Raw genomic sequence first — 19,426 nt, forward strand, 5'->3', positions numbered from 1 at the left:
ACTGATGCGTCGGCCGGTACCGGCCCAGCATGCTCGGAGCATGCCAACCGTGATCGGTTCCTTCGAGGACAGTCGCCGGGGTCCGGACCCGTTCGCCGGCCCGCGGGCCCGGGTGCTGAGCACCCGTTCCGTCCCCCCGCGGGACAGCCTGGGCTTCTGGCACGACGCCGTGCTCGCGACCCTCGTCGGAATGGACATCGCCACCGAAGGCCGCACCTATGACGCGACCCTGCGCACCGACCGCGTCGGAGCCCTCCAGATCACCACGGTGGAATGCGATCCGGGCCGCGTGCACCGCTCGCCGCGCCACATCGCCCACGGCGACGGGCGAGACGTCTTCGTGGCGGTCCAGAGCACCGGCCGGTCCCAGGTCGAACAGGACGGCCGCACCACGCAGCTGCGGGCCGGCGACATCGGGTTCTTCGAGACCGTCCGGCCCTTCCGCACCGCCTTCCCCGAACGCTTCCGGTTGAAGGTCTTCGCCGTGCCACGGGCCCTGCTCGGGCGGTCGGAGGCCGATCTGCGGCAGCTCACCGCGCTGGCCGTGCGCCCGAGCGGCGGTCTGCCCGCCCTGCTCGCCCCGATGCTCGAACGGCTGGCGGACACCTCCGAGTCCTATGCGACGCCGGTGGCCGAGCGACTGGCCGAGGGCGTCATCGATCTGATGGCGGCCACGGCGGCGGACCGGCTGGGCGAGGACCCCGCCGTCCTGCCCGGTGCCGACCGGGTCCTGCTGCTGCGGCTCAAGACCTTCGTCCGCTGGCACCTGTCGGACCCGGGCCTGACCCCCCGGGCCATCGCCGACGCCCATGGCATCTCGGTCCGCTATCTGCACCGGATGTTCGAGGCGGAGGGCACCAGCGTGAGCCGGTGGATCCGTGAGCTGCGCCTGCACGAGTGCCGCAGGGAACTCGCCGTACGGGCGCCGGGATCCGTCAGCCTGGGCCAGGTGGCCAGGCGCTGGGGCTTCCCCAGCGCCGCCCGGTTCAGCAGGGTCTTCCGCAGTGCCTTCGGGGTGTCTCCCACGGACTGGCTCGACCGGGAGCGGGCGAGCCGCGCGGCGGGACAGGCGCCGTGCTGACGGGATCGCTGTCCGTCCCGGGGCAGGGAGTGTCCTTCTCCACCCGGGGCCTGCCGCCCGGCGACCGCGTCGCCGCCTGGGAACACGCGCTGTCACAGGTCTTCGTCGACCTCGAGGTCACCGTGCGGGGCGACCGCCCGTGGGCGGGTGAGCTGACCGCCGAGCGCCTGGGCGCCCTCCAGATCGCCACGGAGGATTTCGGCCCGGGAACGATCCTGCGCAGCGCCCGGTCGGTGGCCGCCGATCCCCGCACACACATCCTGGCGCGTCTGCAACTGGACGGCACCGCGCTGCTGTTGCAGGACGGCCGCAGCGCCGAACTCCGGCCCGGCGACCTGGCGTTCCACGACGCGCGGCGCCCGTACCGGCTCGTGCTGCCGGGCCGGCAGCGGGCCCGGGTCCTCATGGTGCCCCGGGCCCTGCTCCGGCTGGAGGAAGGGCAGCTGTCCGCCCTGACGGCCACCGTGGTGGACGCCGGTCAGGGGGCGGCGGCGCTGTTGCTGCCCACGCTGTGCGGGCTCGTCGACGAGGCCGTCCGGGCCCACCCGGCCGGGCGCGCCCGACTCGCGCGGCTCGCCGCGGATGTGCTGGGCACCCTGGCCGTGGCACAGGCCGGCAGGCGGCCCGCGCCGGCGCTGTGGGAGCGGATCACGGCATCCGTCCAGGACCGGTTGCGGGAGCCCGGACTCACCCCTCAGGACATCGCCGACCAGCACGGCATCTCCCTGCGCTATCTGCACCGGCTCTTCCAGCGGCAGGGCACCACCGTGAACGCCTGGGTACGGACGCGACGGCTGGAGGCGGCACGCGAGGAACTGGCCCAGGCCGGCGCGGCCCACAGGTCGATCGCGGCGGTGGCCGCACGCTGGGGCTTCACCAACCCGTCCCATTTCAGCCGGACGTTCAGGGAGACATACGGGATGTCGCCGGTGCAGTGGCGCGGTGCGCGGCGACCGACCTGAGATCCGGGCGCGCTGTTCCCGGAAGGGCAGGACCCGGGACGCTGTCGGCATGATCGCTCACCGGCCGGGCGCCTATCGTCCGGTTCATGTTTCCCCGAGGGAGGATCACCGCATGAACACCGCAGAGCCGAACGGAGCCGACCGTCACCCCCATGTGCGGCACCTCCTGGAGAGGGCGGCCGAGCATCATCACCGTGTCCAGGCCGAGCGTGAGGAGGCCGCGTTGGAGAACACGATCGACGCAGCGGCGTTCGACCTGGCGGCCGACATCGCGCATCCCACGGCAGGCCAGACCGAACCCGGCTACGACATCGAGGCGGACCTCGGAACGCAACCGCGCCACTGACTTCGGCGGGGCAGGCCATCGCGCGGGCGTCGGTGTCGCGCGCGCTGTCGGACCGCCGCGTATTTCACCGCACCCCCTCGGCCGGAGATGACTCGCCGGCCGAGGGGGTGCGGCCCGGTCGGTGCCGGGATGCGGGGGCAGGGCACCGGGCGGGCTGTCGTCGGGTCAGGAACGCACCAGCGGGGTGTCGACCAGGTGCTCGGCCAGGAACCATGCCTGGAGTTCGCCGGTGCGGATGATCTGCGAGACCAGCAGGTCGTTGGTGCCGTCGTCGCCCAGCTCGGCGGTGCGGGCGGCCGCGTCATGGGCCTGCGTCAGGATGATCTCGTGGGCCTCCAGCAGCCGCGAGAGCATGGCCGGCACCTCCTCCACACCGTCCGGCGGGCGCGGGATCGACGTGATCTCGGCAACGTGCCGGGAATCGCCCACGGCGACGCCGCCCAGCGTCTGGACGCGCTCGGCGAGGGTGTCGACGAGTTCCAGCTGCTCTCCCGCGTGCTTGTCCAGCAGCAGGTGCAGCTGGTAGAAGGTCGCGCCCCGCATGATCCAGTGGTGCTTCTTGTAGAGGCCGTACAGGATCTGGGTGTCCGCCAGCACCTTGTTCAGGCGCTGGCAGGAGTACATGCGTGCCTCGTAGGACAGGGCGACGGGGAACTGCTTGACGGTCCCGAACTCCTGGATGACCGCGCCCTTCTGGTGCAGCCAGGGCTGGCTGCCCGTGGGCTTGGAACCGGTGGTCATGACGTGCCTCCTGCGATGTGGTGCCGAACGTGCGCGGTCGAGGCTAGGGGCCGGACCGTGGGCCGTGTTGCCCGGGAGCGCACACCCGACTGCCCGTCAGCGCACCGCCCACGAGGTCGCTCCGGAACCGGATCCCGTGCACGGACGGTCAAGTGGGCCGCCCCCCGCTCGTTAACGTGACCGAGTCGCGCGGCGGCCCCCGGTGTGCCCTCACCGGCCGGCGCGCGCCGTCATGCGGAGATCCGAGGAGTTCCATGGCCAGGCAGACCATCGCCGAGCAGTACGTCGACCTGATGGCGCGTGCGGGTGTGCGCCGTATGTACGGGGTGGTCGGGGACAGCCTCAACCCCGTCGTCGACGCGGTCAGACGGCACGACGACGTCGAGTGGATCCAGGTGCGCCACGAGGAGGCCGCGGCGTTCGCCGCCGGCGCGGAGGCCCAGCTCACCGGCCGGCTCGCGGCCTGCGCGGGCTCCTGCGGCCCCGGCAACCTGCACCTGATCAACGGCCTGTACGACGCCCACCGTTCGATGGCACCCGTCCTCGCCCTGGCCGCCCACATACCCAGCGGCGAGATCGGCACCGGCTACTTCCAGGAGACCCACCCCGACCGGTTGTTCGCCGAGTGCAGCCACTACTCGGAGCTGATCTCCTCGCCCCGCCAGATGCCGCGTGTGGTGCAGACGGCGATCCAGCACGCCGTGGGCCGGCGCGGTGTGTCGGTGGTGGCCCTGTCCGGCGACACCGCAGCCGAGGACTCACCGGAGGCGGCACCCGAACTCGCCATGCCCCTGGACCTGCCCGCCATCCGCCCCAGCGAGACGGAACTCGCCCGGCTCACGGACCTGGTGGACGGCGCCGAACGCGTCATGGTGTTCTGCGGCCGGGGCGTCGCAGGCGCCCACGCCGAGGTCATGGCCTTCGCCGAGAAGGTGAAGGCCCCGGTCGGCCACGCCCTGCGCGGCAAGGAGCACATCCAGTACGACAACCCCTACGACGTCGGCATGTCCGGACTGCTCGGCTACGGATCCGCGTACGAGGCCATGCACGAGTGCGATCTGCTGCTCCTGCTGGGCACCGACTTCCCGTACACCGACTTCCTGCCCCGCCATGTGCGCACGGTCCAGGTCGATGTGCAGCCCGAGCGGCTGGGGCGGCGCACCCCACTCGACCTGGCCGTCTGGGGGGACGTCCGGGAGACGCTGCGCTGTCTCACGCCCGCGGTGCGCGAGAAGACCTCGCGCCGCTTCCTCGACCGCATGCTGGAGCGGCACGCGCACGCCCTCGAGGGCGCCGTGCACGCCTACACCCGCAACGTCGACAAGCACACCCCGGTCCACCCCGAGTACGTGGCCTCGGTGATCGACGAAGAAGCCGCCGACGACGCGGTGTTCACCGTCGACACCGGCATGTGCTGTGTGTGGGCGGCACGCTATCTCACCCCCAACGGCCGCCGCCGCATCCTGGGTTCCTTCGTGCACGGTTCGATGGCCAACGCGCTGCCCCAGGCGATCGGCGCGCAGTTCCTGGACCGTGGCCGGCAGGTCGTCTCCCTCTCCGGCGACGGCGGCTTCTCCATGCTGATGGGCGACTTCCTCACGCTCGTCCAGTACGGGCTGCCGGTGAAGGTGGTCGTCTTCGACAACTCCTCCCTGGGCATGGTCGACCTGGAGATGATGGTGGACGGCCTGCCCCCGCACGGCACGACCTACCCGCACACCGACTACGCCGCCATCGCCAGGGCCGCCGGGGCGCTGGGCATCCGGGTGGAGAGGCCCGCCGAGGTACGCGACGCGCTGCGCGAGGCGTTCGCCCATGACGGACCCGCGCTGATCGACGTCGTCACCGACCCCGCCGCGCTCGCCGTCCCGCCGAAGATCACCACCGAACAGCTCACCGGCTTCGCGCTGTCCGCGAGCCGGACGGTCCTGACCGGAGGGGTGGGCCGCATCGTCCATCTGGCGCGGGCCAACCTGCGCAACATTCCGCGCCCCTGAGCCCGGGCACCGGGTGCGGCAGGCCGCGGCGCCGGCCTGTGCGGTCGCCGCCGTATTCCCCGTCCCCGGCGAACCGGGCCTCCCGCCCTGGTGTGCTCCGTCCGGGCCGTCCGAGGCCGTGTGTTCCGGACGGTCAGTTCCTTGGGCCGGGCGCCCGTGCGACGCATCTGACGGCGTCCTGACTGGGCGGCACGCCGAACAGGCGCCGGTACTCCCGGCTGAACTGGGACGCGCTGTCGTATCCCACCAGGTATCCGATATGGGCGATGTCTTTGGGATGTGCCATCAGGAGCAGCCGGGCCTCATGGAGTCTTATCTTCTTCTGGAACTGAATGGGACTCATCCCGGTGACGGCCTGGAAATTCCGGTAGAAGGCGGACGTGCTCATTCCGATCAGGTCCGCGACGTCATCCACCCGGAACGGCTCCCGGTAATTCTCCCGAATCCACTGCACGGCTTGTGCGATGTGGGAGAGTTTGCTGTCGGCGAGCCCGATCTGGCGGACCGTCGCGCCCTGCTCGCCGGTGATGAGGTGCCACAGGATCTCCTTCTTGACGAGGGGGGCGAGTACGTCCCTGTCCCGCGGCCGGTCGAGCAGGCGCAGCAGTCGCACGGCGGCGCCGAGCAGGTCGTCGCCGGCGTCGCTGACGGCGAGGGCCGGGAGCGCGGTGTCGTGGTGCGCAAAGCTGTCGGGAGCGGACTGGACCATCAACTCGGCGATGTCCGACGGCTGGAGCAGCAGACCGAGGCCCAGAGCCGGCCGCTCGGCGGTGGCCTGGACGAAGTGGCCGGTGACCGGCAGGTCGACGGATGCGACCAGATACTGGCCCGCACGGTACTCGTACACGTGATCGCCCAGGGCGAGCTGTTTGGCACCCTGGGCGATCAACGCCATGACCGTTCCGGTCATGGACGCATGGGGCGCCTGCGACTCCTCGCGGCCGATCCGCACGTGCTCGACGGCGGTCGTTCCGTCGGCTCGGGCATGACGTGCCAGCAGGGTCCGCAGTTCGTCGAGCAGCATGCGCCGATTAGAACACCGCGGGCGACGACCGGTCCAGTAATGCTTTCCGGTCAGCGCGAGACGCGGAGAGGATCGTGCAAGGATTCGCCGCTATTGGGCAAAGCGGTTCCCCGGGCGGGCTGATTGAATGTCCGAAGTCTTTGACAACGCTTTGTGTCAAGGCACGGAATTGAGGAGGGGCAAGCGGTATGACGGACGGAACCCGCAGCGGGATACTTCTTCGCGTCAACGGCCTGGCACACCGTCTGACCGTCGACCACCGACGCACACTCCTCGACGTGCTCCGCGAGGACACGGGCCACACAGGACCGAAGAAGGGCTGCGACCGCGGCCAGTGCGGCGCCTGCACGGTGCTCCTGGACGGCCGGCGCATCGTGTCGTGCCTGACGCTCGCGGTCGCCGCCGACGGTTCGGACGTCACGACCGTCGAGGGACTGGCACAGGACGGTGAACTGCGCCCGCTGCAGCGGTCGTTCGTGCAGCTCGACGGTTTCCAGTGCGGCTACTGCACGCCCGGGCAGCTCTGCTCCGCGGTCGGGATGCTCGCCGAGCACGCGGCGGGCTGGCCCAGCGCGGTCACCGCCGACGTCTCACCCGAGGGGCCGGCACCGGAACTGGACGCCGAAGAGGTGCGCGAGCGCCTGAGCGGCAACCTGTGCCGCTGCGGCGCGTATCCGTCGATCGTGCGCGCCGTGCTGGAGACCGCGTCCCGGGCGGAGGCGGCGGGATGAAGGAGTTCGGCTACCGGCGGCCCAGCGAGGTCCGGGAGGCGCTGACCCTGGTCGCCGGCGAGGACGGCGCCCGGTTCCTCGGCGGCGGCACCAATCTAGTCGACCTGATGAAGGACGGCATCGAGACGCCCACCCGGCTGGTGGACGTGCGCCGGCTGCCGCTGGACGGTGTCCGTGAGGCGCCCGACGGCGGGCTCGTCATCGGCGCGACGACGACCAACAGCGACCTGGCGGCCCACCCCGAGGTGCGCCGCCGGTATCCGGCGCTCAGCCAGGCCGTGCTCGCGGGCGCCTCGGGGTAACTGCGCAACATGGCCACGGTGGGCGGCAACCTGCTGCAGCGGACCCGGTGCGGCTACTTCGCCGACCCCTCGCAGCCGTGCAACAAACGCGAGCCCGGCAGCGGCTGCTCCGCGCTCACCGGAGAGCACCACAACCATGCCGTCCTCGGCTGGTCCGAGCACTGCGTGGCCACCCATCCCTCGGACATGACCGTGGCCCTGACCGCGTTCGACGCTGTCGTGCACTACGAGACCCTGGACGGCAGGCACGAGATCCCGCTGTCCGCGTTCTACCTGCCGGTCGGCGAGACCCCGCAGCAGGAGACGGTGCTGCCCCCGGGCGCCCTGATCACCGAGGTCTGTCTCCCGGCCGCTGCGGCACGTCCGCGATCGTGCTATCGCAAGGTCCGCGAGCGTGCGTCCTACGCCTTCGCCACCGTGTCCGTCGCAGCCGCCCTGGACGTCGAGGACGGCCGGGTACGCGACGTACGGATCGCGCTCGGCGGCCTCGCCGCACGGCCCTGGCGCGCCCGCACCGCCGAGTCCGCCCTGCGGGACGCCCCCGCTACCGCCGACCGGTTCGGTGCCGCCGCGGAAGCCGAACTGGCCGCCGCACGGCCGCTGCGCGACAACGCGTACAAGGTCACGCTCGCCCGCAACCTCATCGAGGCCGTCCTGACCGAACTCGCCCACCGGGCCGAGTGACGGACGGGTCCCCTCACACGTCCTGAAGGAGATCACCACATGACCGCCTCCTCGACCGGTCCGTCCCCGGCACCGGCCGGGCACCCGGCCCCCGCTCACACGGCCACCACGAGCGAGCCGCCTCCGGGAGCCGTCGGCACGGCGCGGCCCCGTTTGGAGGGAACGGCCAAGGTCACCGGCGCGGTGCGGTACGCCGCGGACGAACCGGCGAGCGACCTGGCGCACGGCTGGGTCGTCACCTCCACGGTGACCCGCGGACGCATCCGCGAGATCGACACCTCCACCGCGCTGGCCATGCCCGGAGTCCTGGGCGTGATCGACCATCGCAACGCGCCCCGGCTCGACCTGGAGGCCGGACCGTTCTTCGGACCCGACGGCGGCCTCCACCTGCTGCAGAGCGACGAGATACCCCACTCCGGCCGGCCGATCGCCCTGGTGGTGGCCGAGACACCCGAGCAGGCCCGCGCGGCGGGCATGGCGCTGCGGGTGACGTACGACGAGGAACCGTACGACGTCGACTTCCGCCTCGAACACCCGGACGCCCGGCCGGCGACATCGTTCTTCGGCGAAGACGCCACCGTCGGCGACGTGGACACGGAACTGGCCGCGAGCACCGTGGTCGTCGACGAGCGCTACGTCACCCCCGAGGTGCACGGCGCCGCCATGGAGCCGCACACCGCGACCGCCTGGTGGCAGGACGGACGCCTGCAGATCATCGACTCCAACCAGGGGCCCTTCATGGTGGCCATGACCGTGGCCACGTTGTTCCGGCTCGAACCGAAGCACGTACGCGTCCGCTCCGCGCATGTCGGCGGCGGCTTCGGGTCCAAATCAGGAGCGTGCGGCCCCCAACTGGTCCTGGCGGTGATGGCCGCGACCGTACTCGACCGTCCCGTACGGGTCACCCTGACCCGGAACCAGGTGTTCCAGACGGTCTCCATGCGGCCCGCCACCGACCAGCGTGTACGCATCGGGGCCGATGCCGACGGCCGGCTGCGCGCCATCGACCACACAGCGGCCTTCGAGGTCTCCAGAATCGCGGACTACCTGGAGAACTGCACCGAACTGACCAACACGCTCTACGCGGCACGGGCGATCCGTACCCGCCGCACCGCGGTCCCGGTCGACATCCTGCCGCCGTTCTCGGTGCGCGGACCCGGCGCGACCCCCGGTTCCTTCGCGCTGGAATCCGCCATGGACGAGGTGGCGGAGCGATTGCGGATGGACCCCCTGGAACTCCGGCTGCGCAACGAGCCCTCCGTCGGCCCCGTCTCCGGGCTGCCCTTCAGCCGCCGCAATCTCATCGCGTGCCTGACCGAGGGCGCCCGCCGGTTCGGCTGGGCCGCACGCGACCACCGGCCGCGCAGGAGAAAGGAGGGACACCTGCTCGTCGGCACCGGAACGGCGGTCGCCTCCTTCGGAGCGGGAGCGCTGCCCTCGACGGCGTCGATCACCGCCGAGACCGACGGAACCTTCACGGTCGCCGTCGGCGCCAGTGACATCGGCACGGGCGCGCGCACCGCGCTGACCGCGGTCGCCGCCGACGCACTGCGGGTACCTCCCGAGCGGATACGGCTGCTGATCGCGGACAGCGACCTCGGCCCCGCCTGGGGCGCCGGCGGCTCCCGGGGCACGACCTCCTGGTCCTGGGCGATCACCGAGGCCGCGGCACAGCTGCGCTCCCGCCCGGGCGGCGCCGCGCTGCCGCTGACCGTCTCCTGCGACACCACGGAATCCCTCGGCCGGCTGCCCCTCATGGAACGCCACTCCTACAGCGCCGTGTTCGGCAAGGTCACCGTCGATCCGGCGACCGGCGAGGTGCGTGTGCGGCGCCTTCTCGGCATGTTCGCCGTGGGCCGCGTGATCAACCCGCTGCTCGCACGCAGTCAGCTGGCCGGCGGCATGATCATGGGCCTGTCGATGGCCCTGCACGAGGAAGGCGTCCGTGACCGGGCCACCGGCCGTCACGTCAACACCGACCTGGCCGGCTACCACATCGCCGCTCACGCCGATGTACCGGACATCGAGGCCGACTTCGTACCCGACTACGAACCCGGCGACCCCTCGGGCATCAAGGGTCTCGGTGAAATCGGCACCGTCAGTACGGCCGCCGCGATCGCGAACGCCGTCTGGCACGCCACCGGGCGCCGGCAGCGGACACTCCCGATCCGACTGGACCGCGTACTCGAAGCACACCCGCCGAACCGGTGCCATGAGCCCGCCGGGTGAACCGCGTCGATCGTCCGACCGTGAGGAGGGGCACCGTGCTGGGTGAGGTCTGGCCGTTCGTCGACGCGCACCACCGCTGCGGCCGGCCCGTCGCCCTGGCCCGCCTGGTGGGCCGCGACGGCCCCGGCTCCCGGCCTCTGGGCGCCACCATGGCCGTGGCCGCCGACGGCACATGGCGGGGCTCCCTGTCCGGAGGCTGCGTCGAAGGGGGCATCCTCGACGCGGCCCGCCGCGTACTCGACGGCGCCGGGCCGCACCTGATGTCCCTGACGCCCGGGGAACACCTTCTGCCCTGGGAGGAGACACCCGCGTGCGCAGGCGAACTACGGGTGCTGATGACCCCCGCGCCGGCCGATCCGGTCCATTCCGCGATCACCGCGGCGCTCGCCGACGACCGTCCGCTGGCGGTCCGAGTCGGCCTGGAACCCCCCTACGCATGGTCCGTCGCGCCCGGCACCCGCCAACTGCACGGCGGCGGACCGGGCTTCACCGAGGTGCTGCCACGCCGCCGGCGGCTCGTGCTCGTCGGCGCCACGGACCTCGCCGCGGCCGTGGCGGTCATGGCCGAGCCGCTGCACCGCAGCGTCGTCGTCCTCGACCCACGGCCCCGGCACATCACATCCGGAGCCTTCCCGAAAAGCGCCACCATCGTCCGTGCCTGGCCCGACGAATGGATCGGCCGCCACGGCCTTCGCACCCGCGACGCCGTGGTGATCCTCAGCCATGACCCACGCATCGACGACCCCGCCATCCGCGCCGCACTCGCCGCCGACGCAGGGCACATCGCCGTGCTGGGCAGCCGGGCCACCCACGCCCGACGCCTGCGACGCCTGGCCGGCACCCCGGGGATCGACCGGCTGTCCGGCCCCGCCGGCCTCGACCTCGGAGGAGTCTCACCCGCCGAGACGGCCCTGTCCGTGCTCGCCGAACTGGTCGCCGTGGAGAACGGCCGCGGCGGCAACCGGCTCCGCGACGGCGCCCTGCCGATCCACGCCACGTCCTCCGGGACGAAGGCCACGTCCGTCTGAGCCGGCCGAGGTGGTGCGGCGTGCGCCGCGAAGGGACGGAAGCCGCCGGCGAAGGACAGAGCGCCGCCGGCCCGGAGGAGGCCGCGACGGGAGGAAGCGGGCACGTCGGGGAAAGCGGAGGGCCGACCGGGGCCCTCGGACGCCCCGCTTCTGCGGGCCGCTCTCCGGTGGGGGCGGGACATGCGGTCCCTCACACGCACCCGGCGGCGGGCTCAGCATGGAGCGCGATCCCCCTCCACCGGCCGAAGGGCGGGCCGACTCATGGATGCGAACGATGCCTTGCGTGAACTCGGCCGACAGGAGTGCCTGCGCCTGCTGGCCACGGCACAGGTCGGCCGTATCGTGTTCACGCGCCACGCCCTGCCCGCGGTGTCGCCGGTCACGTTCCGCCTGGACGGCGACGGGGCGGTGCTGCTGCGCACCTCCGCGGCCTCGGACCTGGTGCGCGCCGTCGACGGCGAGGTCGTCGCCTTCGAGGCGGACGCCGTTGACGTCGACGCACGCTCCGGATGGAGCGTCGTCGTGACCGGCCGGGCGGCCGTCGTGACCGACCGGGTGGAACTCGAGCGGCTGGCACGGACCGGCCTGCGCTCCTGGGCTCCCTCACCCGAGGAGGTCTTCGTGCGTGTCGGGCCCGACCTGGTCACCGGGTGTGAACTCGTCGGCGGGCGCGCGACCCACGGCCTGCACGTGTCGGCCTGAACGGCGGCCCCTGCCCCCTGCCCTGGACCGAACGGCCCTGTGACGAGGGGCCGTACGGCACGCGGACAGGTTCCCGCGGGCCCTGCCGCGGGCGGCGGGCGGCGACGAACATCGTCAGCGGAGCCGCCCACGGTATCCACCGGGAGCGGTGTCATGAACGATGCGGAGGCAGTGATGACCGTGGCAACCCGTCCGGACGTGGAGGTGCCCGCCGAGGCATGGCGCGGATTCGTCGGCCGGCGCTGGCGCGACCGGATCGACGTACGCGACTTCATCCAGGCCAACTACACGCCGTACGAGGGTGGTCCGGAGTTCCTGGCCGGCCCGACCGAACGCACGCGCGCCGTCTGGCAGAAGGTCAGCGCCCTGTTCCCCGAGGAACGGCGCAGGGGCGTCCTCGACGTGGACACCGCCGTCCCTTCCACGATCACCTCGCACGGCCCGGGCTACGTCGACCGGGAGCGTGAGCTGATCGTCGGGCTGCAGACCGACGCCCCGCTGAAGCGGGCGATCATGCCGGCCGGCGGACTCCGGATGGTCGAGAACGGCCTGAGGGCCTACGGCTACGCGCCCGACCCGTTCGTGACCACGGTCTTCGGTACCTACCGCAAAACACACAACGACGGCGTCTTCGACGCCTACACACCCGAGATGCGGGCCGCACGCAAGGCCGGGATCATCACCGGGCTGCCGGACGCCTACGGCCGCGGCCGGATCATCGGCGACTACCGGCGGGTGGCGCTCTACGGCACCGACCGGCTCACCGAGGCCAAGCGGGCCGAGCGTGCCCTGCTGGACGACCGGCCCTCCACCCCGTACGTCATCCGCGACCGCGAGGAACTGGCCGAGCAGATCCGTGCGTTGGGCGAGCTGACACGGATGGCCGCCTCCTACGGCTGCGACGTCACCCGCCCCGCGTCCACCGCGCGGGAAGCGGTGCAGTGGATCTACCTCGGCTTCCTGGCCGCGGTGAAGGAGCAGAACGGCGCCGCGATGTCCCTCGGCCGCACCTCCACCTTCCTGGACGTCTACCTCCAGCGCGACCTGGCCGAGGGGCGCATCGACGAGACGCGGGCGCAGGAGCTGATCGACGACTTCGTCATCAAGCTGCGGATCGTGCGTTTCCTGCGCACCCCCGAGTACGACGCGCTGTTCTCCGGCGACCCGACCTGGGTGACGGAGTCCATCGGCGGCATCGGCACCGACGGCCGCACCCTCGTCACCCGCAGCTCCTTCCGTTTCCTGCAGACCCTCTACAACCTCGGGCCCGCCCCGGAGCCGAATCTCACGGTGCTGTGGTCGCCCCGACTGCCCGAAGCGTTCAAGGAGTTCTGCGCCCAGGTCTCCGTCGACACCAGTTCCATTCAGTACGAGTCGGACGACCTGATGCGCCCCCGCACCGGCGACGACACCGCGATCGCCTGCTGCGTCTCCGCGATGGCGGTGGGCAGGCAGATGCAGTTCTTCGGCGCCCGCGTCAACCTCGCCAAGGCACTGCTGTACGCGATCAACGGCGGCCGGGACGAGATGACCGGTGAACAGGTCGCACCCGAGATGCCCGCCCTGACCGGACAGTACCTGGACCACGAGGAACTGTCGGCCGCGTACGACCGGATGCTGGACTGGCTGGCGCAGACCTATGTCAACACCCTCAACGTCATCCACTACATGCACGACAAGTACGCCTACGAGCGGATCGAGATGGCCCTGCACAACCATCCCGTGCACCGCTACATGGCCTGCGGCATCGCCGGCCTTTCGGTCGCCGTGGACAGCCTGTCGGCCGTCAAGTACGCCCGGGTGAAGGTGATCCGGGACGACACCGGGCTGGCCGTGGACTACGAGGTCGAGGGCGAGTACCCGGCGTACGGCAACAACGACGACCGCGCCGACGGCATCGCCGTCGACCTGGTGGGATCTTTCATGGCCAAGGTGCGCGAGCACCCCACCCACCGGGACGCCGAGCACACCCAGTCCGTGCTGACCATCACCTCCAACGTGGTCTACGGCAAGCGCACCGGCAACACCCCTGACGGCCGCCGCGCCGGACAGCCCTTCGCGCCCGGTGCGAACCCGATGAACGGCCGGGACCGGCACGGGGTCGTCGCGTCGGCCCTGTCGGTGGCGAAGCTGCCGTACGAGCAGGCGTCCGACGGGATCTCCCTGACCACGACCGTCACCCCGGAGGGACTGGGGCACAACCCCTCGGAACGCGCGGGCAACCTGGTCGGCATCCTCGACGGGTACATGAACTCCGGTGGCTTCCACATGAACGTCAACGTGCTGGACCGGGCGATGCTCGAGGACGCCATGGAACACCCGGAGAAGTACCCGGAGCTGACCATCCGGGTCTCCGGATACGCGGTCAACTTCGTCCGGCTGACGCGCGAGCAGCAACTCGACGTGATCAGCCGGACGTTCCACGGGTCGCGGTGAACGCCACGCCGGCGCGGACGACGACCGGCCGGATCCACTCCTGGGACCTGTCCACCGGCGTGGACGGTCCCGGGACCCGGTTCGTCCTGTTCGTCAGCGGCTGCCCGTTGCGCTGCCTCTACTGCGCCAACCCCGACACCTGGCGCCTGCGGGACGGGCGGAAGACCTCGGTCGACGAGGTGATGACGCAGATCGAGAAGTACCGGGGCTTCGTGACCGCGGCCGGGGGAGGGGTGACGGTCACCGGCGGTGAGCCGCTGCTCCAGCCGGCCTTCACCGGGTCCCTGCTGCGACGCTGCAAGGAGGCCGGACTGCACACGGCCCTGGACACCTCCGGGTTCCTCGGCACTCGTGCCCGCGACGACCTCCTGGCCGACGTCGACCTGGTACTGCTGGACATCAAGTCCTTCGGCATCGCCGCCTACCGCAGGCTCACCGGTGGCCGGCTGGCCCCGACACTCGGCTTCGCCGCCCGCCTGGACCGGCTGGGTGTCCCCGTGCACATCCGCTACGTCCTCGTCCCCGGCTGGACGGACGACCCGTCCGCCGTCGACGGCCTCGGCGCCTTCCTGGCCGGGCTGGGCAACGTCGACCGGGTGGACGTGCTGCCGTTCCACAAGCTCGGCGCCCACAAGTACGACGCCCTCGGCATCGACTTCCCGCTGCGCGACACCCCCGTCCCGGCCCCCGAGCTGACGGAACGGGTGCGCGAACAACTGCGGGAGCACGGGCTGCGGGCGCTGTGAGCGAAGCGGCACGCCGCATCCGAGCCGGTCGTCGGTGCCGGTCGTCCGCGCGCAGTCGAGCAGGAGGCCCAGCATGGTCCGCAGCATCGCCGTCGGCATGGACGGCTCACCCGGCGGTTGCGCCGCCGCCGACTGGGCCGCCCGGGAGGCCGAGCGCCGCGACGTCCCTCCGGTGGGATCCCGTGACCTCGTACGCCATGTCCCGGGGAGAAGGCCGGAGTTGACGAAAAAAGGGGGCTCCCGGCCAACGGGCCCGGCGGACAGGGACGTTCAGCCCCACTGACAAAGCCCTTCGGCATCCGGCACATCCCCGCGCACCGGACGAGAGTGAGAGGCGTCAGGGAATCACGACCTGACCGTCCCCGAAGGGATCACAGCCATGGCCGTGCACGAACACTCTCACCGAACCCCGGGCATCCATCTGTCCCTGCGCAGACACCGGACCGGCTCCGCGGTCGCCGTGTCGTCGCGCCTCGGCACCCGGACCGCGCCCGCCCGCGCCCTCGCGTCCCTGCGCCTGCTGACCGGGTTCGTCTTCCTGTGGGCGTTCCTCGACAAGACCTTCGGCCTCGGTTACGCCACGGCGTCCGGCAAGGGCTGGATCGACGGCGGGTCCCCGACGAAGGGCTTCCTCAGCTCCGTCGCCGCGGGGCCCATGGCGTCCGCGTTCCACTCGTGGGCCGGTGCCGGCTGGGCTGACTGGTCGTTCATGCTCGGTCTGCTCGGCGTCGGCGCGGCCGTCATGGCCGGTGTGGCGCTGCGGCCGGCCGCGGTGGCGGGTACCGCGATGATGGCGCTGATGTGGATCGCCGAGTGGCCGCCGGCCAGGCATCTGTCGGACGGGACGCCGACCATGTCGGCGAACCCGTTCGTCGACTACCACGTGATCTATGCGGTGGCCCTGATCGCCGTGGCGGCCGCGGGCGCGGGCACCACCTGGGGCCTGGGCCGCCTGTGGGCGAAGCTCCCCGCCGTCCGCGACCGCGCCTGGCTGCGCTGACCGCACACCGGGACGGACCCGCCCGGGGACGCCCCGCAGGCCGGTGCGCGGAGCCCGTCGCCCGCCCCGAGGACCAGCGGCCCCTGCCGCGAAAGACCCCCGAACACGATGCCGCAACCGGGTACCGGCGGTACCCGGTGCAGGAGGTGGAGATCATGCCCCGCACCATCACCGTGGGCCTCGACGGATCGCCCGGGAGCCGTGCCGCCGCGGCCTGGGCGGCCCGCGAGGCGGAACTGCGCGCACTGCCCGTCAAGCTGGTCCAGGTCTGGGAGCCGGTACCCGCGCCCATGGCGCAGGCACCGCTGCTCGGTGCCGAGACCCAGCAGCACTGGACCGAGCGCATTCCCCGGGAGTCCGCAGAGGGCCTGCGGCTGCGCCACCCCGGCCTTGAGGTGATCACCGAGCATGTCACCGGACGGCCCGCCGAGATCCTGGCCCGGACGGCGAAGGACACAGAACTGCTCGTCCTCGGCTCCCGCGGGCTGAGCGGGTTCGGCGGCTTCCTGGTCGGCTCGGTCGGGCTGGCCGTGATCGCACACGCCGAGCGTCCCGTCGTCGTGGTCCGCGCCGGTGAGCAGGCCACCGACGAGCACGAGAAGGACCCGGCCGGCGCCCCGTCCACCACGACCCCCTTCCGGTCCGTCGTCCTCGGACTCGACGTCAACAGCCCCGATGAGGCGCTGATCCGGTTCGCCTTCGAGGCCGCCGCGCGCCGCGGGGCGCCGCTGCGGGTCGTGCACGGCTGGAACCCGCCGCCCTACTTCGCCTACGGCATGACCCTGGATCCCGGAGTCCAGCAGTCGCTGGCCGAGGGCGACGCGGCCGCCCTGACCGAGGTGCTGCGCCCGTGGCGCCAGAAGTTCCCCGGACACGGAGGTGGTCGAGGAGTCCCGCTTCGGCAGCCCCTCGACCCTGCTGATCGACGCCTCCCGCGGGGCCTCGCTGGTCGTCGTGGGCCGCCGTGCCCGCCGCTCCCCGCTCGGCGCCCGCATCGGCACCGTCACCCATGCCGTCCTGCACCACGTCACCGCACCCGTCGCCGTCGTCGCGCACCACTGACACGCCGACCGGCCGCCGTCCGCAGCCGCCGGACGGCGGCACCAACGAGCAGACGCCATACAGGAGGTGGGCACCATGCACGGGCCCGTCATCGCCGGAGTCAATGGATCGGCCGAGAGTCTTGACGCCGCCGAGTGGGCCGCCCGCGAGGCCGAGCGCCGCGGCCGGCCGCTGCGACTGGTGCACGCCGGGAACCGGCACCCCCGCCGCGGCGGCGGGTCCTTCCCCGAGCGGCCGGCCGCGCGCGAGGAGGCAGGCGCGCCCGCCGCCGAGCGGCACCTGGGCCGGCGCGCCCTTCGTGAGGCGGAGCAGCGGGTGCTGCGCGCCGTCCCCGGTGTCCGCGTCACCGGCGAGCCCGTCGAGGGTCCGGCGACCGCGGCCCTGCTGAAGGCCGGCGAGCAGGCCGCGGTGCTGGTCCTTGGCTCGCGCGGCCTGGGCGGTGTCACCGGATTCCTGGTGGGCTCGGTCGCCCTGGGCGTGGTGGCGCGGGCCACCACGCCCGTCGTCCTGGTCCGGGTGGGCGAGGACGCCGAGGACGGACACGTTCCGGCGGCGGACGGCGGCCCCTCGGCCCGTACCGGCACCCGGGACGTGGTCCTCGGACTCGACGTCGCGGATCCGTGCGACGAGGTGATCGAGTTCGCCTTCGAGGCGGCGAGGCTGCGACAGGCCCGGCTGCGTGTCGTGCACGCCTGGCAGCCACCGTCCGCGCTGGGCCTCGGCCCCGGCGACATCGCCCTGGTGAACGACCCGTACCGGGCGCAGGAGTGGCGGGGTTTCCTGTCCGCCGTGCTCCAGGTGTGGCGGGACAAGTACCCCGAGGTCGAGGTCCTGGAGACGGTCGTACGGGAGAAGGCGTCGACCGCGCTGGTGCGGGCCGCCTCCGGGGCGAGCCTGCTCGTGGTGGGCCGCTACCTCGCCGACCGGCCGGTGCGGGTGCGCACGGGGCCCGTCACCCACGCCGTGGTCCATCACGTGAGGTGCCCCGTGGCCGTCGTCCCGCACCGCTGAGCGTACCCGTCACGGCCGAGCACACCGGCTCCGTGGCCCGGAGCCAGGGCCGGCGGGGCACCGTCCCCGGGCCCATCGGTCCGCGTCGCGGCCGTGATCCGCGTCTACGGTGGAAGGGGAGATCACCCCGAGTGACAGGAGGAGAGCAAGTGGAGATCGTCGCGTACGGCGTCCTCGTGGACGAGGAGCCGTTGCTGCGCGAGGAGTTCGACAGGGCGTTCGCGGACCGTCATGAGCTGCGCTGTCTGAGGCTCTTCCTGGACCGGGACACCGTGCCGACCGCCGCGGGCCACGAGGTCGTGCTCAGCAGTGTCAACGACACCCTGGACGCCGGCGTGCTGCGTGCGCTGGCCGACGGCGGCACCCGGATGATCGCCCAGCGGTCCACCGGCTACAACAACATCGACGTGACCGCCGCCCGGGAACTCGGCCTGACGGTGGCCCGGGTGTCCTCCTACTCGCCGTACTCGGTCGCCGAGTTCGCCTGGACCCTCGCGCTCGCGGTAGACCGCCGGATCGTACGGGCCGCGCAACGCACCCGGGAGTTCGACTTCCGGCTCGACGGGCTGATGGGCCGCGACCTGCGCGGCCGCACGGCCGGTGTGGTGGGCACCGGGAAGATCGGGGCCGCGTTCACCCGGATCGCCCACGGGTTCGGCATGCGGCTGCTGGGCTGGGACGTCGCGGAGAACCCCGACTGCCTCGCCCTCGGCATGCAGTACGTGCCGCGCGAGCGGCTGTTCGCCGAAGCGGACCTGGTCAGCCTCCATGTGCCGCTGCTGCCGCAGACCCATCACCTCGTCGACGCCGAGGCCCTTGACCTCATGAAGGACGACGCGATCCTGGTCAACTCCAGCCGCGGTGGCCTGGTGGACACGGACGCCCTGCTCGGGACGCTGCGCGCCGGACGGCTGAGCGGTGTCGGCCTCGACGTGTACGAGGAGGAGGCCGGCGTGTTCTTCCTGGACAAGTCCCTGGAGGTGATGACCGACGAACGCCTCGCGCGGCTGATGACCTTCAGCAACGTGCTGGTCACCTCGCACCAGGCGTACTTCACCAGGGACGCCGTCGGCCAGATCGCCCGGACCACCGTGGCCAACATCGTGGACCACCTCGCCGGCAACACCAGCGACAACACGCTCGTCCGCCCTCAGGCGGCGTGACACCCGCGGGGTGCCGACCGCTCCCGGGACCGGACCGATGGGCCCTGCCGCCAGGGAAGTTCGGCCCTGACCCCGGACGGCGGCCCAACGCGATGATCGAGGCGTCGGTCGGGCCCGCACCCAGGGTTCCGGCCGTGACGGTGAGCGCCGTCCCGTACCCGCCTACACCTCAGGGGAGTTC

15 protein-coding genes and 2 pseudogenes are annotated in these 19,426 nt (G+C 72.1%); 15 read left to right on the plus strand and 2 right to left on the minus strand.

The window, feature by feature from the left end; genetic code table 11:
• Positions 1-40: 40 nt before the first annotated feature.
• The 3 genes from ACIRFL_RS01355 to ACIRFL_RS01365 all read left to right on the plus strand — a co-directional run bounded on the left by ACIRFL_RS01355 (position 41) and on the right by ACIRFL_RS01365 (position 2,389).
• A complete protein-coding gene (locus ACIRFL_RS01355) occupies positions 41-1,081 on the plus strand; it encodes a helix-turn-helix domain-containing protein (protein ID WP_404022943.1) in 1,041 nt (346 codons plus the stop codon).
• A complete protein-coding gene (locus ACIRFL_RS01360) occupies positions 1,075-2,043 on the plus strand; it encodes a helix-turn-helix domain-containing protein (protein WP_404022944.1) in 969 nt (322 codons plus the stop codon). Before ACIRFL_RS01355 ends, ACIRFL_RS01360 begins: the two co-directional genes overlap by 7 nt.
• Before the next feature lie 112 nt (positions 2,044-2,155).
• Positions 2,156-2,389, plus strand: a complete 234-nt coding sequence (locus ACIRFL_RS01365; protein ID WP_404022946.1) for a hypothetical protein — start codon at positions 2,156-2,158, stop codon at positions 2,387-2,389.
• Positions 2,390-2,554: 165 nt separating this feature from the next.
• On the opposite strand, the gene ACIRFL_RS01370 is transcribed toward ACIRFL_RS01365, so the two are convergent.
• Complete coding sequence (locus ACIRFL_RS01370) at positions 2,555-3,130, minus strand: Dps family protein (protein ID WP_404022947.1); 576 nt, start codon at positions 3,128-3,130, stop codon at positions 2,555-2,557.
• A gap of 254 nt (positions 3,131-3,384) precedes the next feature.
• On the opposite strand from ACIRFL_RS01370, the gene ACIRFL_RS01375 reads away from it, so the two are divergent.
• Positions 3,385-5,127: a pyruvate dehydrogenase gene (locus ACIRFL_RS01375; protein ID WP_404022948.1), complete on the plus strand. Its 1,743-nt coding sequence runs from the start codon at positions 3,385-3,387 to the stop codon at positions 5,125-5,127.
• Positions 5,128-5,260: 133 nt separating this feature from the next.
• On the opposite strand, the gene ACIRFL_RS01380 is transcribed toward ACIRFL_RS01375, so the two are convergent.
• On the minus strand, positions 5,261-6,151 hold the full coding sequence (locus tag ACIRFL_RS01380) for an AraC family transcriptional regulator N-terminal domain-containing protein (RefSeq protein ID WP_404022950.1): 891 nt from the start codon (positions 6,149-6,151) through the stop codon (positions 5,261-5,263).
• 188 nt (positions 6,152-6,339) lie between these two features.
• Between ACIRFL_RS01380 and ACIRFL_RS01385 the strand changes: the two genes are divergently transcribed.
• From ACIRFL_RS01385 to ACIRFL_RS01435, 11 genes and pseudogenes are all read left to right on the plus strand, one after another.
• Positions 6,340-6,882, plus strand: a complete 543-nt coding sequence (locus tag ACIRFL_RS01385) for a (2Fe-2S)-binding protein (RefSeq protein WP_404022952.1) — start codon at positions 6,340-6,342, stop codon at positions 6,880-6,882.
• Positions 6,879-7,868: pseudogene (locus tag ACIRFL_RS01390) on the plus strand (FAD binding domain-containing protein). The gene ACIRFL_RS01385 and the pseudogene ACIRFL_RS01390 overlap by 4 nt, the downstream one beginning before the upstream one ends.
• 39 nt (positions 7,869-7,907) lie before the next feature.
• Complete coding sequence (locus ACIRFL_RS01395; protein WP_404022953.1) at positions 7,908-10,097, plus strand: xanthine dehydrogenase family protein molybdopterin-binding subunit; 2,190 nt, start codon at positions 7,908-7,910, stop codon at positions 10,095-10,097.
• A gap of 20 nt (positions 10,098-10,117) precedes the next feature.
• Positions 10,118-11,125: an XdhC family protein gene (locus tag ACIRFL_RS01400; RefSeq protein ID WP_404022955.1), complete on the plus strand. Its 1,008-nt coding sequence runs from the start codon at positions 10,118-10,120 to the stop codon at positions 11,123-11,125.
• A 261-nt stretch (positions 11,126-11,386) separates the two neighbouring features.
• Entirely contained in the window at positions 11,387-11,827 is a 441-nt protein-coding gene (locus tag ACIRFL_RS01405; protein WP_404022956.1) for a pyridoxamine 5'-phosphate oxidase family protein, read from the plus strand.
• Between the two features lie 174 nt (positions 11,828-12,001).
• Entirely contained in the window at positions 12,002-14,263 is a 2,262-nt protein-coding gene (pflB, locus tag ACIRFL_RS01410; RefSeq protein ID WP_404022957.1) for a formate C-acetyltransferase, read from the plus strand.
• A complete protein-coding gene (gene pflA / locus ACIRFL_RS01415) occupies positions 14,260-15,009 on the plus strand; it encodes a pyruvate formate-lyase-activating protein (RefSeq protein WP_404022958.1) in 750 nt (249 codons plus the stop codon). The genes pflB and pflA overlap by 4 nt, the downstream gene beginning before the upstream one ends.
• A 379-nt stretch (positions 15,010-15,388) precedes the next feature.
• Complete coding sequence (locus ACIRFL_RS01420; protein ID WP_404022959.1) at positions 15,389-16,009, plus strand: hypothetical protein; 621 nt, start codon at positions 15,389-15,391, stop codon at positions 16,007-16,009.
• A 155-nt stretch (positions 16,010-16,164) separates the two neighbouring features.
• Positions 16,165-17,071 (plus strand): annotated as a pseudogene (locus ACIRFL_RS01425) (universal stress protein).
• A gap of 75 nt (positions 17,072-17,146) precedes the next feature.
• Positions 17,147-18,082: a universal stress protein gene (locus tag ACIRFL_RS01430; protein ID WP_404022960.1), complete on the plus strand. Its 936-nt coding sequence runs from the start codon at positions 17,147-17,149 to the stop codon at positions 18,080-18,082.
• A 149-nt stretch (positions 18,083-18,231) separates the two neighbouring features.
• Positions 18,232-19,245 (plus strand): 2-hydroxyacid dehydrogenase, encoded by a 1,014-nt coding sequence (locus tag ACIRFL_RS01435; RefSeq protein ID WP_404022961.1) that lies wholly within the window; start codon positions 18,232-18,234, stop codon positions 19,243-19,245.
• Positions 19,246-19,426: the final 181 nt, after the last annotated feature.

This window comes from Streptomyces sp. NPDC102462 (assembly GCF_044765425.1).
In the GTDB taxonomy this organism is placed as follows: domain Bacteria; phylum Actinomycetota; class Actinomycetes; order Streptomycetales; family Streptomycetaceae; genus Streptomyces.

What these genes read in the sequence shown, in the direction of transcription:
- ACIRFL_RS01420 (WP_404022959.1), top strand. Translation starts at nt 15,389, where the DNA reads ATGGCCGTGCACGAACACTCTCACCGAACCCCGGGCATCCATCTGTCC.
- ACIRFL_RS01365 (WP_404022946.1), top strand. Translation starts at nt 2,156, where the DNA reads ATGAACACCGCAGAGCCGAACGGAGCCGACCGTCACCCCCATGTGCGG.
- ACIRFL_RS01385 (WP_404022952.1), top strand. Translation starts at nt 6,340, where the DNA reads ATGACGGACGGAACCCGCAGCGGGATACTTCTTCGCGTCAACGGCCTG.
- ACIRFL_RS01380 (WP_404022950.1), bottom strand. Translation starts at nt 6,151, where the DNA reads ATGCTGCTCGACGAACTGCGGACCCTGCTGGCACGTCATGCCCGAGCC.
- ACIRFL_RS01370 (WP_404022947.1), bottom strand. Translation starts at nt 3,130, where the DNA reads ATGACCACCGGTTCCAAGCCCACGGGCAGCCAGCCCTGGCTGCACCAG.
- pflB (WP_404022957.1), top strand. Translation starts at nt 12,002, where the DNA reads ATGACCGTGGCAACCCGTCCGGACGTGGAGGTGCCCGCCGAGGCATGG.
- ACIRFL_RS01375 (WP_404022948.1), top strand. Translation starts at nt 3,385, where the DNA reads ATGGCCAGGCAGACCATCGCCGAGCAGTACGTCGACCTGATGGCGCGT.
- ACIRFL_RS01395 (WP_404022953.1), top strand. Translation starts at nt 7,908, where the DNA reads ATGACCGCCTCCTCGACCGGTCCGTCCCCGGCACCGGCCGGGCACCCG.
- ACIRFL_RS01430 (WP_404022960.1), top strand. Translation starts at nt 17,147, where the DNA reads ATGCACGGGCCCGTCATCGCCGGAGTCAATGGATCGGCCGAGAGTCTT.
- ACIRFL_RS01405 (WP_404022956.1), top strand. Translation starts at nt 11,387, where the DNA reads ATGGATGCGAACGATGCCTTGCGTGAACTCGGCCGACAGGAGTGCCTG.
- ACIRFL_RS01355 (WP_404022943.1), top strand. Translation starts at nt 41, where the DNA reads ATGCCAACCGTGATCGGTTCCTTCGAGGACAGTCGCCGGGGTCCGGAC.